The following is a 14,885-nucleotide window of genomic DNA, read 5'->3' on the forward strand; positions in this document are numbered from 1 at the left end:
CTTCTCTTCCTTAATATGCACGCAGAGTTTTAAAAACCGAGGCCAGCTTGCTGGCATCTTTGATACCCGGTTGGGACTCTACGCCTGAATTGAAATCGAGGCCTGCGCAGCCGGTTTTAGCGGCTTCTACGCAGTTATCCGGGCTTAATCCGCCCGCCAGCAGGACGTTGTCCAGCTTTTCGGCGTTCAGCAGCGACCAGTCAAAACGCTGGCCGGTACCGCCCTGGCCGTTATCGAGGACGTATTTATCCACATGGTTCAGGTTACGCGAGGGCAACGTATCGCCAACGCTTTGCGCTTTCCAGATCTGCACCTGTGGTGCCAGCGCGGCGCGCAGGGCATCGATGTAGCTCTGGTCTTCATCGCCGTGGAGCTGCACCGCGCTCAGGGATAACGCGTCGGCTTTGGCCGCAACGTCTGCAATATCTGCGTTGCGGAAAACGCCCACGTAGCCGAGCGGAGCCGCTGCGATGACCTTACGCGCCAGTTCTACGCTGACCGCGCGAGGAGAGGAGTCCACAAAGATCAGCCCGCCATAAATCGCCCCGGCTTCATACGCGGCCTGGGCATCCTGTTCGCGGGTTAAGCCGCAGACTTTGTTTTCACCCAGCAGCACGCGACGCACGGCCGCATTGAGATCGTCATGCTCCATCATGGCGGAGCCAATCAGGAAACCGTTGGCGAAGTGGCTCAGCTCGCGCACCTGGGCGTAGCTGTTAATGCCGGACTCGCTGATCACCGTGACGCCAGACCCCAGACGCGGCGCCAGCTGACGCGTACGGTTAAGGTCAATGGACAGGTCGCGCAGATCGCGGTTGTTAATGCCGACCACTTTGGCTTCCAGCGCAATCGCGCGCTCCAGCTCCTCTTCGTTGCTCACCTCGGTCAGCACGCCCATATTCAGGCTGTGCGCCACGGCGGAAAGCTGGCGATAGTGCTCGTCGTCGAGCACCGAGAGCATCAGCAAGCAGGCGTCGGCCTGGTAAAAACGCGCCAGCCAGATCTGATACGGGTCGATAATAAAGTCTTTGCACAGGATCGGCTGCGGCGCGATGCCGCTGACGATCGGCAGAAAATCGAAGCTGCCCTGAAAATATTTCTCATCCGTCAGCACGGAGATGGCTGAAGCATGATGCTTATAAATGCCGGCAATACGCGCCGGGTCGAAATCGTCACGAATAACGCCTTTGGACGGGGACGCTTTTTTGCACTCAAGAATAAACGCGGTGCGCGTACCCCGCAGGGCGTCATAGAAACGACGGCTGCTCGGGGCGACGTCATTCTGGAAACTGGCAAGCGGCTGCTGTTGCTTGCGGGCTTCCACCCAGATGGCCTTATCGGCAACGATTTTCGCTAAAACGGTCTGCATTCTTTACCCTCTTGCCGCAAGTGCGGTAACGCGATCGTAAGCTGCACCGGAGCGCAGTACATCCAGAACTTTTTGAACGTTGGCCTTCAGGTCTTCCTCACCGTGCAAACGCATCAGCATGGCGACGTTGGCAGCAACGGCGGCCTCATGGGCGACCTCTCCCTTACCTTGTAATAAGCGCGTGAGAATGTCACGGTTTTCTTCCGGCGTACCGCCTGCCAGCGCTTCCTGATGGTATGGCGCAAGGCCGAAGTCGGCAGCGTCCAGCTGATAGCTCAGGATTTCGCCGTCGCGCAGTTCGGCCACCAGCGTTGGCGCATGAAGAGAAACCTCATCCATACCGCCGCTGTGCACCACGGCGGCACGCTGATAGCCCAGCACGCGCAGCGTCTCGGCAATCGGCAGAACCAGCTCAGGGCTGTAAACGCCAATCAGCGCCAGCGGCGGGTGGGCCGGGTTGATCAGCGGGCCGAGCACGTTAAACAGCGTGCGGGTTTTGAGCTGCTGACGAACCGGCATCGCGTGGCGGAAACCGGTGTGGTACTTCGGCGCAAACAGGAAGCAGACGCCCAGGTCATCCAGCGCTTCGCGGGAACGCTCGGCGTTCATATCGAGGTTAATACCGAATGCGGCGAGCAGATCGGAAGAACCTGACCGGCTGGAAACGCTGCGGTTACCGTGCTTCGCGACCTTCAAACCGCACGCCGCCGCCACGAAGGCGCTGGCGGTGGAGATATTGATGCTGTTACTGCCGTCACCGCCGGTACCGACGATATCCGCAAACTGATAGTCCGGGCGCGGGAACGGGGCGGCATTTTCCAGCAGGGCCGTAGCGGCACCGGCGATCTCCTGCGGGCTTTCGCCGCGCACCTTCATGCTCACCAGCGCGGCTGCCAGCTGTTCAGGCTTCAGCTCGCCGCGAACCACGGCGGAGAAGAGCTGATGGCTCTCCTGCTGGCTCAGGGTCTGCGCCTGATACAGTTTTTCCAGAATCGGCTGCAGGGTATTGGTCTGCTCCAGCTTCTGTAACGCCCAGTCCAGCGTCTGCTCCAGCAGGCGGGCGCCGTGGGAGGTCAGGATCGATTCCGGGTGGAACTGCAGGCCGCAGACGCGGTCCGCGTCGTGGCGCACCGCCATCACCATACCTTCAAACGAGGCGTTGATTGTCAGCCCGGCGGGAATATTGCTGCCAACCAGCGAGTGATAGCGCGCGACCGGGAGCGGGTTCGGCAGCCCGGCAAACATCGCCTGGCCGTCATGTTCAATGCTGGACGCTTTACCGTGCAGGATCTCACCCGCCTGGCCAACGTAGCCGCCGTAGGCTTCAACAATCGCCTGATGGCCGAGGCAGATGCCGACGATCGGCAGTTTGCCGCGCATGCGGGTCAGCAGCTCCGGCATACAGCCCGCTTCGCTCGGTGCGCCTGGCCCCGGGGAGAGCATCAGCACCGGGTTTTGCATGGTGGCCAGACGGTCAATCAGGGTCTGCGCCGGAACGTGGTTGCGGTAGATAACGACGTTGTGGCCATTCGCACGCAGCTGATCTGCCAGGTTATAGGTAAAGGAGTCGATATTATCGAGCAGCAGAATGTCAGCCATCAGAAAATCTCCTGTGCATGGTGTGCGGTAGCAATGGCGCGAAGGACCGCACGGGCTTTACTGCGCGTTTCGTCAGCTTCAGACTGCGGAACAGAATCAAGAACAATCCCGGCACCCGCCTGAACGGTGGCAATACCGTCTTCAACGTAGGCGGAGCGGATTACGATGCAGGTATCGAGATCGCCGTGGGCGGTGAAGTAACCCACCGCGCCGCCGTAGCTGCCGCGACGGCGTCCTTCGGCGGCGGCAATCAGCTGCATGGCGCGTACTTTCGGCGCGCCGCTCAGGGTGCCCATGTTCATGCAGGCGCGGTAGGCGTGCAGCACGTCGAGATCGTGGCGCAGCTCGCCGACCACGCGGGAGACCAGGTGCATCACGAACGAATAGCGGTCGACTTTGGTCAGGTCCGCCACGTAGCGGCTGCCGGGAGTACAAATGCGTGCCAGATCGTTACGCGCCAGGTCAACCAGCATCAGGTGCTCGGAGAGTTCTTTGTGGTCGGTACGCATCTCCAGTTCGATACGGCTGTCGAGATCGCGATCCAGCGAGCCATCGGCGCGACGCCCGCGCGGACGGGTACCGGCAATCGGGTAGATCTCAATCTGACGGCTGGTGGCGTCGTATTTCAGCGAGCTTTCCGGCGAGGCGCCGAACAGCGTGAATTCGTTGTCCTGCATGAAAAACATGTACGGGCTTGGGTTACTCTTTTTCAGCACGTCGTAGGCTGCGAGCGGCGACGGGCAGGGCAGCGAGAAGCGACGTGACGGCACGACCTGGAAAATTTCCCCGGCGCGAATCGCTTTTTGCATCTGGCGAACCACGGCGCCGTACTGATCGTCAGTCTGGTTAACGTCGCAGGTCATTTTCTCCACGCGCTGCACCGGCAGCGCGGGCGGCGCTTCCGTCATCTGCTGCTGCAGCTGAGCGATGCGGTGCTCGAGACGGTTTTTCTCAGCGGCAGACGGCGTGAACAGGCTCGCCTGGATGCGGGTGTATTGCTTCTGGTGATCGATCACCAGCAGGGTTTCAGCCAGATAGAAGCAATAGTCCGGGCAGCGATTACCCTGCTCGGTTTCCGGCAAATCTTCAAAACCGGCAACCAGGTCGTAAGCAAACAGCCCGCCGAAGAACATCGCTTCACGCTCGTCTTCCGGCACGGTGACCAGATTCTGCAGCAGGCGGAAGGCATCGAAAACGGACAGGGAGCAGAGGCGCGCGTCTTCGTCCAGCAGCTGGCTCACCGGCGGGAAATGCAGAATGCGCATTTCTGGATGGCGTTCATTTTCAATGCCTGACGGCAGGGCGGCATCCAGCAGCGGCAGCAGCGATGCGCCATTGTCTGACAATGCCTTGATGGTGACGGTGTCACCTAAAGCGGTAATGCGCAGCGCGCTGTCGACCAGCAGCAGGCTCTTGAGATCGTCCTTGCTGTCGATATCCGCCGATTCCAGCAGCAGCGTTGCCGGACGAGCCCCGCACACCTGATGAAACAGCGCGGTCGGGTTGTGGCGATAGGCCGCCTCGCAGGTCAGCAGTTCGAGATGAGGTTTGGCTGTTTGCATGTTGTTGTTCTCATATTTTGTTCAAAAAAAAGCCCGCTGGGTAGCGGGCGGGTATCTGTTTGCATTTCGCAGACGCGTGACACTGCCCGAAGATCAGGAAGTGCGCCACCAGCCGCGCAGAGTGAAATGTGCTGTCATTTTCAGATACCTTTCTCGTGTGAACTTGCGTACTAGTTAACTAGTTCGATGGCAAGTTGTCAACCCTTGATTTCAGAATTTCGCGTTAAGTCGGTATCATGGTGTTTTCGGATGTCTCCAACCTGTTATGGGAAGTGCTTTGAGCGATACCACCTACGCCATTATTTATGATTTACACAGCCATACTCAGGCCTCTGACGGCCTGCTGACACCCGAAGCCCTGGTTCATCGCGCCGTTGAAATGCGCGTCGGCACGCTGGCGATAACCGATCACGATACGACAGATGCCATTCCGGCGGCGCGCGCCGAGATTGCCCGCAGCGGGCTGGCGCTGAATCTGGTGTCCGGCGTCGAGATCTCGACCGTCTGGGAAAACCATGAGATTCATATTGTTGGCCTGAATATCGATATAGACCATCCGGCACTTACGGCATTTTTGCAAGAACAAAAAACGCGCCGCAACCAGCGCGCAGAGATGATCGGCGAGCGTCTGGAAAAGGCGCATATTCCGGGCGCGCTGGAAGGCGCGCAAAAGATGGCGAACGGCGGGGCGGTCACCCGCGGTCATTTCGCCCGTTTTCTGGTCGACGCGGGCAAAGCGACGACCATGGCGGACGTCTTTAAAAAGTATCTGGCGCGCGGTAAAACCGGATACGTTCCGCCACAGTGGTGTACAATAAAACAAGCTATTGATGTGATTCATCATTCTGGCGGTAAGGCCGTGCTGGCCCATCCTGGGCGGTATAATCTTTCTGCTAAATGGCTGAAAAGGCTGCTGGCACACTTTGCCGAATGCGGTGGCGAGGCGATGGAAGTCGCCCAGTGTCAGCAGGCGCCCAACGAGCGCGCGCAGCTCGCGACCTATGCCCGCCAGTTCGGCCTGCTTGGGTCACAGGGCTCTGATTTCCATCAGCCCTGCGCGTGGATCGAACTGGGGCGCAAGCTCTGGTTGCCCGCTGGCGTTGAGCCGGTCTGGCAGCTCTGGGAACAGCCGCAGCAAATTGAAGAGAGGGAAGTATGAGTCAGTTTTTCTATATCCATCCGGATAACCCGCAGCCACGTCTGATCAACCAGGCCGTGGAGATCGTCCGCAAAGGCGGCGTAATTGTCTACCCGACCGATTCAGGCTACGCGCTGGGCTGCAAAATCGAAGATAAAGGGGCAATGGAACGCATTTGCCGTATTCGCCAGCTGCCGGACGGCCATAACTTTACCCTGATGTGCCGCGATCTCTCTGAGCTGTCGACCTATGCGTATGTTGATAACGTGGCGTTTCGCCTGATTAAGAACAACACGCCGGGTAACTACACCTTCATCCTGAAGGGCACGAAGGAAGTACCGCGTCGTCTGCTGCAGGAAAAACGCAAAACCATCGGCATGCGCGTGCCGTCGAACCCGATTGCGCAGGCGCTGCTGGAAACCCTCGGCGAGCCGATGCTCTCCACCTCGCTGATGCTGCCCGGAAGCGAGTTTACCGAGTCCGATCCGGAAGAGATCAAAGATCGTCTGGAGAAGGTGGTTGAGCTGATTATTCACGGCGGCTATCTCGGCCAGCAGCCGACCACCGTGGTCGACTTAACCGAAGATGCACCGGAAGTGATTCGTGAAGGCGTGGGTGACGTAAAGCCTTTCTTGTAAAGGTATAAGCAGATATACTACGCGGCCATCAAAGCAGGGCTCAGCCCTCTTTTGACCTGATTCGACGCCTGTGAAGGCGACACCTGAGGAAGCTCAATGAGCGAGAAGTTACAGAAAGTGCTGGCGCGTGCCGGCCACGGTTCACGCCGTGAAATCGAAGCCATTATTGAAGCGGGCCGCGTGAGTGTGGACGGTAAAATCGCCACGCTGGGTGACCGCGTAGAAATCGTACCGGGGCTGAAGATCCGCATCGACGGTCATCTTATCTCCGTTAAAGAGTCCGCTGAACAGATCTGCCGCGTACTGGCTTACTACAAGCCGGAAGGCGAGCTGTGCACCCGCAACGACCCGGAAGGTCGTCCGACGGTGTTTGACCGTCTGCCTAAACTGCGTGGCGCTCGCTGGATTGCCGTCGGCCGTCTGGACGTGAACACCTGCGGTCTGCTGCTGTTTACCACCGATGGTGAACTGGCAAACCGTCTGATGCACCCAAGCCGTGAAGTGGAACGTGAATACGCGGTGCGCGTATTTGGCCAGGTTGACGAAAATAAACTGCGCGATCTGTCGCGTGGCGTTCAGCTGGAAGACGGTCCTGCGGCATTCAAAACCATCAAATTTACCGGTGGGGAAGGCATTAACCAGTGGTACAACGTGACCCTGACCGAAGGCCGTAACCGCGAAGTTCGTCGTCTCTGGGAAGCGGTAGGCGTGCAGGTTAGCCGCTTGATCCGCGTCCGTTACGGCGACATTCTGCTGCCGAAAGGTCTGCCGCGCGGGGGTTATACCGAACTGGATCTGACCCAAACCAACTACCTGCGCGAGCTGGTCGGCCTGACGCCGGAAACCACCTCAAAAGTGGCGGTGGAAAAAGATCGTCGTCGCATGAAGGCGAATCAGATCCGTCGCGCAGTGAAGCGACACAGCCAGGTGAGCAGCAGTCGCCGCTCCGGCAGCCGTAACAACAACGGTTAATATAAAAGCCCGGTCAACGAACCGGGCTTTTTTCTTTAGTAATCAATTCCAATTTGCGCTTTGATGCCTGCATCAAACGCATGTTTGACCGGACGCAGCTCGCTGACGGTATCGGCCATCTCCAGAATATCCCGATGACATCCGCGCCCCGTGACGATAACCGTCTGGTGTACAGGACGATTCTTCAGAGCATCCAGCACGGCTTCCAGCGGCAGGTAGTCGTAGGCGACCATATAGGTGATCTCATCCAGCAGAACCATATTCAGCGAGGGATCGGCCAGCATTCTCTTTGCATGCTCCCAGACGGCGAGACAGGCTGCAGTATCCGTTTCCCGGTTCTGGGTATCCCACGTAAACCCGGTCGCCATCACCTGAAACTCAACGCCGTGAGGCTCAAGCAAATTCCGCTCACCGTTGGGCCATTCGCCTTTGATAAACTGGATCACGCCCACTTTTTGACCGTGTCCAACGGCGCGTGTCGCCGTGCCGAATGCGGCGGTGGTTTTCCCTTTTCCGTTGCCGGTAAAAACGATGACGATCCCACGTTCGTCCTGGGCTGCCGCGACGCGCGCATCGACCTGTTCTTTCAGACGCTGCTGGCGCTGCTGATGACGTTCTTCACTCATTGCGAAATTCCTGGTTTACGTCCCGGCTGGGCGTCAAAGGTCATCCCGGTTTTGCGGCGGCTGTCGTCGCCCATCAGCCAGAGATAGAGCGGCATAATGTCTGCCGGGGTTTTCAGCTTCTGCGGATCTTCGCTCGGGAACGCGCTGGCGCGCATTTTGGTGCGCGTACCGCCCGGGTTAATGCAGTTTACGCGCAGATGGCGGCTCTGGTACTCCTCCGCCAGCACCTGCATCATGCCTTCGGTCGCGAATTTTGATACGGCATAGGCTCCCCAGTTTGCGCGTCCTTCACGGCCAACGCTGGACGAGGTAAAGACCAGGGACCCGGACTCGGATTTGAGTAATAAAGGAAGCAATGCCTGTGTGAGGAAAAACGTGCCGTTGACGTTGACCTGCATCACCTGCTGCCAGATATCTGGATCCTGTTCATCCATCGGACGCACTTCACCTAACAAACCGGCGTTATGCAGCACGCCGTCGAGTCTCGGATAGTGAGCGCTGATGCGCTGGGCTAATTCCTGGCACACCGCAGGCGTGCAGGTCAGTAAATCGAGCGTATACCACGGGGCCGGCGTGCCGCATACGGCCTCAATCTCCTGGGCGACGCTTTTCAGTTTTTCTTCGTTGCGCCCGATCAGAATGACGTTGGCGCCATATTCGGCGTATGTCAGGGCTGCCTCGCGGCCAATCCCGTCGCTGGCACCGGTGACAAGAATAATCCGGTTTTGCAGCAGATTTTTTTGCGGTTGATAATGCACGGTGACTCCTCAGGCGACCGGTGACGCAATGGCGCCTTTATGATGACTTTTCGGCTTTATGCCCGAATTAGCCTAATAATTCAATCAGTCTACAGGACGCATTACTGTAAAATTAACAATTTGCAAATATTTAAACTCCAGTCCGGGGATTCCTGAAGGCGGCTCGCAGAGGTAATGTCACGAGCGAGACGCATGGGCAGGGCTGTTGTACACTGCCGTGAAAGATTCGTGGTTAAATCAAGGTGGAACGCGTGGAATTACTTTCTCAATATGGGTTGTTTTTGGCCAAAATCGCGACGGTGGTGGTTGCCATTGCGGTGGTAGCCGTTCTGATTGCCAACCTGACGCAGCGCAAGCGTCAGCGTGGGGAGTTACGCATCACCCGCCTTAGCGAGCAGTATAAAGAGATGCAGGAAGAGATGTCTCTGGCGCTGCTTGATAGTCATCAACAGAAACTCTGGTTGAAAGCGCAGAAGAAAAAGCATAAACAGGAAGCCAAAGCGGCAAAGGCAAAAGCAAAGCTTAATGCGCCGCAGGATAAGGCCACGCCGCGCGTCTATGTGCTCGATTTTAAAGGCAGTATGGATGCGCATGAAGTGTCTTCTCTGCGGGAAGAAGTGACTGCCGTTCTGGCCGTGGCGACACCGCAGGATCAGGTTGTCGTGCGTCTTGAAAGCCCGGGCGGGGTCGTTCACGGTTACGGACTGGCCGCCTCACAGCTGCAGCGCCTGCGTGAAAAACAGATCCCGCTGACCGTTGCCGTGGATAAAGTGGCCGCGAGCGGTGGCTACATGATGGCCTGCGTGGCGGACAAAATTGTTGCCGCGCCGTTCTCCATTATTGGCTCGATCGGCGTGGTCGCACAAATTCCGAACTTTAACCGCTTCCTGAAAAATAAAGAGATTGATATCGAACTTCACACGGCGGGTCAGTACAAACGTACCCTGACGCTGCTGGGGGAAAACACGGAAGAAGGGCGCCAAAAATTCCGCGAAGATCTCAACGAAACGCATCATCTCTTTAAAGATTTTGTACACCGTATGCGCCCAACGCTCGATATTGAACAGGTCGCGACGGGCGAGCACTGGTACGGCGTCCAGGCGCAGGAGAAAGGGCTGGTGGATGAAGTCGGAACCAGCGACGATCTGCTGCTCAATCTGATGGAAGGCCGGGAACTGGTGGGCGTGCGCTTTACCCAGCGTAAGCGACTCCTTGACCGCTTTACCAACAGTGCCGCAGAAAGCGCGGACCGTCTGCTGCTGCGCTGGCTTCAGCGCGGACAAAAACCGCTGCTGTAAACAAAAACGCGAGGCATATGCCTCGCGTTTTGCGTTAATCGACCAGGTGATATTTCTCTGAAAGCGTATGCGCCAGGTATTTGAACATGTTAAACACGGCGGTGCTTTTCGGGGTCGGTAAACCCTGTTCGTCAAGGAAGTATTCGCCGCTGAAAATCAGCACGCCATTACGCTGCTCTACGCCGGTGGCTTCAATGCCCGCCAGCGTATCTTCATGGTCACGGATAAGCTTGTTTGCTTCGATAAGCAGAGAGGCTCGGTCAATAGGTTGGGTCGTATTCTGCATAATCCACTCCTTAAACAGTGACAATAGTCTACGCCGAGGGCGCTTTGGGGGCAAATTTTCCCTGTAATGTGAGGGGATAAGGTGCAGGGTCCTGGCTGGCGGGATCTGCTTTTGCATGCTAATAAAGTTGCGTAACGAATTTTATCAGGTAGAGTGTGCGCTTTCGTCATTCTGGCAACAGAATTGCTTGACATTCAACCGGGAATTCGTCACGAATTACACGAGATGTGAGAAAAATACCCGAAAACTCAATCACCTGGGCGTCTTCTCATTAACGTCCGGTAAGACAAAGGGGTTGATATCTCCTGACGCAGTCGCAATATCATTGGCTCGTCGTCAGCGGAAGGGAAATCAACGTGCGGCGTATTCCTGGAAGAATTAAATTAGGTAAAGGTGAATATGGGTAAAGCTCTCGTCATCGTTGAGTCCCCGGCAAAAGCCAAAACGATCAATAAGTATCTGGGTAATGACTACGTGGTTAAGTCCAGCGTGGGTCATATCCGCGATTTGCCGACCAGTGGCTCAGCCAGCAAAAAGAGCGCAGACTCTACCTCCACCAAAGGGGCTAAAAAGCCTAAAAAGGATGAACGTAGCGCGCTTGTCAACCGCATGGGTGTTAACCCATGGCATAACTGGGATGCACAATATGAAGTGCTGCCCGGGAAAGAAAAAGTCGTTAACGAGCTGAAGCAGCTTGCTGAAAAAGCAGACCACATCTATCTCGCAACCGACCTTGACCGCGAAGGGGAAGCCATTGCCTGGCACCTGCGGGAAGTGATCGGTGGTGATGACAAACGCTACAGCCGTGTAGTGTTTAACGAAATTACGAAGAATGCGATTCGTCAGGCGTTTGAGAAGCCGGGCGAACTGAATATTGACCGCGTAAACGCACAGCAGGCACGTCGCTTTATGGACCGCGTTGTGGGCTACATGGTCTCTCCACTGCTGTGGAAGAAGATTGCCCGTGGCCTGTCCGCAGGGCGTGTGCAATCCGTCGCCGTGCGTCTGGTCGTTGAGCGTGAGCGCGAAATTAAAGCCTTCGTGCCGGAAGAGTTCTGGGAAGTCGATGCCAATGTGACCACGCCTGGCGGTGACGCTCTGCCGCTGCAGGTGAGCCATCACAACGACAAGCCTTTCCGTCCAGAAAACCGCGACCAGACCATGGCCGCCGTAGCGCTGCTGGAAAAAGCACGCTATCAGGTGCTGGAACGTGAAGACAAACCGACCAGCAGCAAGCCGGGGGCACCGTTTATTACCTCCACGCTGCAACAGGCTGCAAGCACGCGTCTGGGTTATGGCGTGAAGAAGACCATGATGATGGCGCAGCGCCTGTATGAAGCGGGCTACATCACCTACATGCGTACCGACTCAACCAACCTGAGCCAGGACGCGGTCAGCATGGTGCGCGGCTACATCAGTGACAATTTCGGTAAGAAATACCTGCCGGAAAGCGCTAACCAGTTCGCCAGCAAAGAGAACTCTCAGGAAGCACACGAAGCGATTCGTCCTTCTGACGTCTCGGTGTTAGCGGAATCGCTGAAAGACATGGAAGCCGACGCGCAGAAGCTGTATCAGCTGATCTGGCGCCAGTTCGTGGCGTGCCAGATGACGCCAGCGCAGTACGACTCCACCACGCTGACCGTTGGTGCGGGTGAGTTCCGTCTCAAAGCGCGCGGTCGTATCCTGCGTTTCGACGGCTGGACGAAGGTGATGCCAGCGCTGCGTAAAGGTGATGAAGACCGAACGCTGCCGGCGGTAAATAAAGGGGATGAGCTCTCGCTGGTTGACCTCGTGCCAGCCCAGCACTTCACCAAGCCGCCTGCGCGCTTCAGTGAAGCGTCCCTGGTGAAAGAGCTGGAAAAACGCGGTATTGGTCGTCCATCGACCTACGCGTCCATCATCTCGACGATCCAGGACCGTGGCTACGTACGCGTTGAAAACCGCCGTTTCTATGCGGAAAAAATGGGTGAGATCGTCACTGACCGTCTGGAAGCAAACTTCCGCGAGTTGATGAACTACGATTTCACCGCGCAAATGGAAGACAGCCTCGACCAGGTTGCCAGCCATCAGGCGGAATGGAAAAAGGTACTCGACAGCTTCTTCAGCGACTTTACCGACCAGCTTGAAAAAGCGGAGAAAGACCCTGAAGAGGGCGGCATGCTGCCTAACCAGATGGTTCTGACCAGCATCGACTGCCCAACCTGCGGCCGCAAGATGGGGATCCGCACCGCAACCACGGGCGTATTCCTTGGCTGCTCCGGCTATGCGCTGTCACCAAAAGAGCGCTGCAAAACCACCATCAACCTGGTGCCTGAGAACGAAGTTCTCAACGTGCTGGAAGGTGACGATGCGGAAACTAACGCTCTGCGTGCCAAACGCCGCTGCAAGAAATGCGGCACGGCAATGGACAGCTACCTGATCGATCCAAAACGTAAGCTGCACGTCTGCGGTAATAACCCAACGTGTGACGGGTATGAGATCGAAGAGGGCGAGTTCCGCATTAAAGGCTATGACGGCCCGATTGTGGAATGCGAGAAGTGCGGCTCTGAAATGCACCTGAAAATGGGGCGTTTCGGTAAGTACATGGCCTGTACCAACGACGAGTGTAAAAACACGCGCAAAATTCTGCGTAACGGCGAAGTGGCTCCTCCGAAGGAAGATCCGGTTCCGCTACCAGAACTGCCGTGCGAGAAATCCGACGCGTATTTCGTGCTGCGTGATGGTGCCGCAGGTGTCTTCCTGGCCGCCAACACCTTCCCGAAATCGCGTGAAACGCGCGCGCCGCTGGTGGAAGAGTTGCATCGCTTCCGCGATCGTCTGCCTGAGAAACTGCGTTATCTGGCCGATGCGCCACAGCAGGATCCGGAAGGCAACAAAACCGTGGTACGGTTTAGCCGTAAAACTAAGCAGCAGTATGTTGCGGCCGAGAAAGAGGGTAAAGCGACCGGATGGTCAGCCTTCTTTGTCGATGGCAAATGGGTCGAAGGCAAGAAATAATCTTCCCTTACCGTAACTTACCTGTAAAAGGGCCGGATTTCCGGCCCTTTTTTATTTCCTTGTTATTATTTTTTGTTCCGTACTATACAGTCAGGCTATAAATGATATAGTGGTTATAGTTAACCTGTTTCTTATTATTAAATCGTCTTAAGCGATTGACCGCATGCGCTAAATCGGATGGTCTGGCATGAAATTACAGCAGCTTCGTTATATCGTTGAGGTGGTGAATCATAACCTTAACGTCTCTTCTACCGCCGAGGGGTTGTATACCTCTCAACCGGGCATCAGCAAACAAGTTCGTATGCTGGAGGATGAGTTAGGTATCCAGATATTTGCCCGCAGCGGTAAGCATCTCACCCAGGTGACGCCTGCGGGGCAGGAAATCATCCGCATTGCGCGTGAAGTCCTCTCTAAAGTCGACGCGATTAAGTCGGTGGCAGGGGAACACACCTGGCCGGATAAAGGTTCGCTGTATATTGCCACGACGCATACCCAGGCGCGCTATGCGCTTCCCGGCGTTATCAAAGGCTTTATCGAGCGTTATCCCCGCGTCTCTTTGCATATGCACCAGGGCTCGCCAACGCAAATTGCTGAAGCCGTTTCCAAGGGGAATGCAGACTTTGCCATCGCCACCGAAGCGCTTCACCTGTATGACGATCTGGTGATGCTTCCATGCTATCACTGGAACCGTTCTATCGTGGTGACCCCCGATCACCCCCTGGCGGGCAAAGGGTCGGTCACTATCGAAGAGCTGGCGCAATATCCGCTGGTAACGTATACGTTTGGCTTTACCGGACGGTCCGAGCTTGATACGGCCTTTAACCGGGCAGGGTTAACGCCGCGCATTGTCTTTACCGCGACGGATGCCGACGTGATTAAAACCTATGTGCGACTTGGTCTGGGGGTGGGCGTTATTGCCAGCATGGCGGTGGATCCGGTGTCAGACCCTGACCTGGTGCGTCTTGATGCGCATGATGTTTTCAGTCATAGCACCACAAAGATTGGCTTCCGTCGCAGCACCTTCCTGCGCAGCTATATGTATGATTTTATTCAGCGCTTTGCCCCTCATTTAACGCGTGACGTGGTTGATACCGCCGTTGCATTACGCTCAAATGAAGATATTGAAGAGATGTTTAAAGACATCAAACTCCCCGAAAAATAATCACACCCGGTATCTTTCCCTTAGGGAAAGATACCGAAATAACGCCTCAAAGCTAAATTAGAATTATCATCATCTGCGTATCCCCTGTCATATAATGTCATTATCCATTTAATTCGTAAGGTTATAATGTCGTGAATTGGCGACAAAAGTAGAAACTAATTTACGCCTTCGCAAATTTTTCTTTTCAATTATTTATTTCTGGTCAAAAGATTGAATATTTCATACCTTCCGGTGCGTAAATTCACTGGCTTTTCGGCTAAAGTTTCTTTAGGATTTATCTCAACAGATGATTAATTGTACCAATTGTTTGGTCCTAAATGATAAGCGATGTCGATTGTATGAGGTTAGCAATGCCTTCAGGAAGTGAAGAACCGCAAAGGGATCCTGCGCTCAAGCGTAAAGCCTGGCTGGCGGTCTTTCTCGTCTCTACCCTGTTTTGGGTGGTGGTTGCTCTCCTGGCCTGGAAATATTGGGGTTAAA

13 protein-coding genes and 1 other annotated feature are annotated in these 14,885 nt (G+C 55.9%); of the genes, 7 read left to right on the plus strand and 6 right to left on the minus strand.

The window, feature by feature from the left end; translation table 11 throughout:
* Positions 1–10 precede the first annotated feature (10 nt).
* The 3 genes from trpCF to M2422_RS02270 are packed head-to-tail and all read right to left on the minus strand — an operon-like array spanning position 11 to position 4,530.
* Complete coding sequence (trpCF, locus tag M2422_RS02260) at positions 11–1,369, minus strand: bifunctional indole-3-glycerol-phosphate synthase TrpC/phosphoribosylanthranilate isomerase TrpF (protein WP_064672652.1); 1,359 nt, start codon at positions 1,367–1,369, stop codon at positions 11–13.
* 3 nt (positions 1,370–1,372) lie between these two features.
* Entirely contained in the window at positions 1,373–2,968 is a 1,596-nt protein-coding gene (gene trpD / locus M2422_RS02265) for a bifunctional anthranilate synthase glutamate amidotransferase component TrpG/anthranilate phosphoribosyltransferase TrpD (RefSeq protein WP_058841298.1), read from the minus strand.
* Positions 2,968–4,530, minus strand: coding sequence for an anthranilate synthase component 1 (locus M2422_RS02270; RefSeq protein WP_047174183.1), 1,563 nt, complete (start codon positions 4,528–4,530; stop codon positions 2,968–2,970). Before M2422_RS02270 ends, trpD begins: the two co-directional genes overlap by 1 nt.
* A 23-nt stretch (positions 4,531–4,553) precedes the next feature.
* Positions 4,554–4,647, minus strand: a sequence feature (Trp leader region).
* Positions 4,648–4,807: 160 nt separating this feature from the next.
* On the opposite strand from M2422_RS02270, the gene rnm reads away from it, so the two are divergent.
* From rnm to rluB, 3 genes are all read left to right on the plus strand, one after another.
* Entirely contained in the window at positions 4,808–5,689 is an 882-nt protein-coding gene (gene rnm / locus M2422_RS02275) for an RNase RNM (protein WP_032656720.1), read from the plus strand.
* Positions 5,686–6,306 carry an L-threonylcarbamoyladenylate synthase gene (locus tag M2422_RS02280; protein WP_003856793.1) on the plus strand — a complete coding sequence of 207 codons (621 nt, stop codon included), beginning with the start codon at positions 5,686–5,688 and terminating at the stop codon, positions 6,304–6,306. Before rnm ends, M2422_RS02280 begins: the two co-directional genes overlap by 4 nt.
* A gap of 96 nt (positions 6,307–6,402) precedes the next feature.
* Positions 6,403–7,278 (plus strand): 23S rRNA pseudouridine(2605) synthase RluB, encoded by an 876-nt coding sequence (rluB, locus tag M2422_RS02285; protein WP_023312076.1) that lies wholly within the window; start codon positions 6,403–6,405, stop codon positions 7,276–7,278.
* A 35-nt stretch (positions 7,279–7,313) separates the two neighbouring features.
* Here the strand turns inward: rluB and cobO are convergent, their stop codons facing one another.
* Together cobO and M2422_RS02295 are read right to left on the minus strand one after the other, a co-directional pair.
* Positions 7,314–7,904, minus strand: a complete 591-nt coding sequence (gene cobO / locus M2422_RS02290; protein WP_023312075.1) for a cob(I)yrinic acid a,c-diamide adenosyltransferase — start codon at positions 7,902–7,904, stop codon at positions 7,314–7,316.
* On the minus strand, positions 7,901–8,662 hold the full coding sequence (locus M2422_RS02295) for a YciK family oxidoreductase (RefSeq protein WP_064672651.1): 762 nt from the start codon (positions 8,660–8,662) through the stop codon (positions 7,901–7,903). The genes cobO and M2422_RS02295 overlap by 4 nt, the downstream gene beginning before the upstream one ends.
* 251 nt (positions 8,663–8,913) lie before the next feature.
* Between M2422_RS02295 and sohB the strand changes: the two genes are divergently transcribed.
* Positions 8,914–9,960: a protease SohB gene (gene sohB / locus M2422_RS02300; RefSeq protein ID WP_047061016.1), complete on the plus strand. Its 1,047-nt coding sequence runs from the start codon at positions 8,914–8,916 to the stop codon at positions 9,958–9,960.
* A 34-nt stretch (positions 9,961–9,994) separates the two neighbouring features.
* Here sohB and M2422_RS02305 read toward each other — a convergent pair whose 3' ends face one another.
* On the minus strand, positions 9,995–10,246 hold the full coding sequence (locus M2422_RS02305; RefSeq protein ID WP_023312072.1) for a YciN family protein: 252 nt from the start codon (positions 10,244–10,246) through the stop codon (positions 9,995–9,997).
* 399 nt (positions 10,247–10,645) lie between these two features.
* Between M2422_RS02305 and topA the strand changes: the two genes are divergently transcribed.
* From topA to M2422_RS02320, 3 genes are all read left to right on the plus strand, one after another.
* Complete coding sequence (topA, locus tag M2422_RS02310) at positions 10,646–13,243, plus strand: type I DNA topoisomerase (RefSeq protein ID WP_033145741.1); 2,598 nt, start codon at positions 10,646–10,648, stop codon at positions 13,241–13,243.
* A gap of 187 nt (positions 13,244–13,430) precedes the next feature.
* A complete protein-coding gene (gene cysB, locus M2422_RS02315) occupies positions 13,431–14,405 on the plus strand; it encodes an HTH-type transcriptional regulator CysB (RefSeq protein ID WP_008502814.1) in 975 nt (324 codons plus the stop codon).
* Positions 14,406–14,743: 338 nt separating this feature from the next.
* Positions 14,744–14,884: a YmiA family putative membrane protein gene (locus M2422_RS02320; protein ID WP_213327741.1), complete on the plus strand. Its 141-nt coding sequence runs from the start codon at positions 14,744–14,746 to the stop codon at positions 14,882–14,884.
* The last annotated feature ends 1 nt before the right edge of the window (position 14,885 follow it).

The sequence above is a fragment of the Enterobacter sp. SLBN-59 genome (genome assembly GCF_024807915.1).
GTDB lineage: Bacteria > Pseudomonadota > Gammaproteobacteria > Enterobacterales > Enterobacteriaceae > Enterobacter > Enterobacter asburiae_B.

What these genes read in the sequence shown, in the direction of transcription:
- trpCF (WP_064672652.1), bottom strand. Translation starts at nt 1,369, where the DNA reads ATGCAGACCGTTTTAGCGAAAATCGTTGCCGATAAGGCCATCTGGGTG.
- trpD (WP_058841298.1), bottom strand. Translation starts at nt 2,968, where the DNA reads ATGGCTGACATTCTGCTGCTCGATAATATCGACTCCTTTACCTATAAC.
- M2422_RS02270 (WP_047174183.1), bottom strand. Translation starts at nt 4,530, where the DNA reads ATGCAAACAGCCAAACCTCATCTCGAACTGCTGACCTGCGAGGCGGCC.
- M2422_RS02280 (WP_003856793.1), top strand. Translation starts at nt 5,686, where the DNA reads ATGAGTCAGTTTTTCTATATCCATCCGGATAACCCGCAGCCACGTCTG.
- rluB (WP_023312076.1), top strand. Translation starts at nt 6,403, where the DNA reads ATGAGCGAGAAGTTACAGAAAGTGCTGGCGCGTGCCGGCCACGGTTCA.
- cobO (WP_023312075.1), bottom strand. Translation starts at nt 7,904, where the DNA reads ATGAGTGAAGAACGTCATCAGCAGCGCCAGCAGCGTCTGAAAGAACAG.
- M2422_RS02305 (WP_023312072.1), bottom strand. Translation starts at nt 10,246, where the DNA reads ATGCAGAATACGACCCAACCTATTGACCGAGCCTCTCTGCTTATCGAA.
- topA (WP_033145741.1), top strand. Translation starts at nt 10,646, where the DNA reads ATGGGTAAAGCTCTCGTCATCGTTGAGTCCCCGGCAAAAGCCAAAACG.
- cysB (WP_008502814.1), top strand. Translation starts at nt 13,431, where the DNA reads ATGAAATTACAGCAGCTTCGTTATATCGTTGAGGTGGTGAATCATAAC.
- M2422_RS02320 (WP_213327741.1), top strand. Translation starts at nt 14,744, where the DNA reads ATGAGGTTAGCAATGCCTTCAGGAAGTGAAGAACCGCAAAGGGATCCT.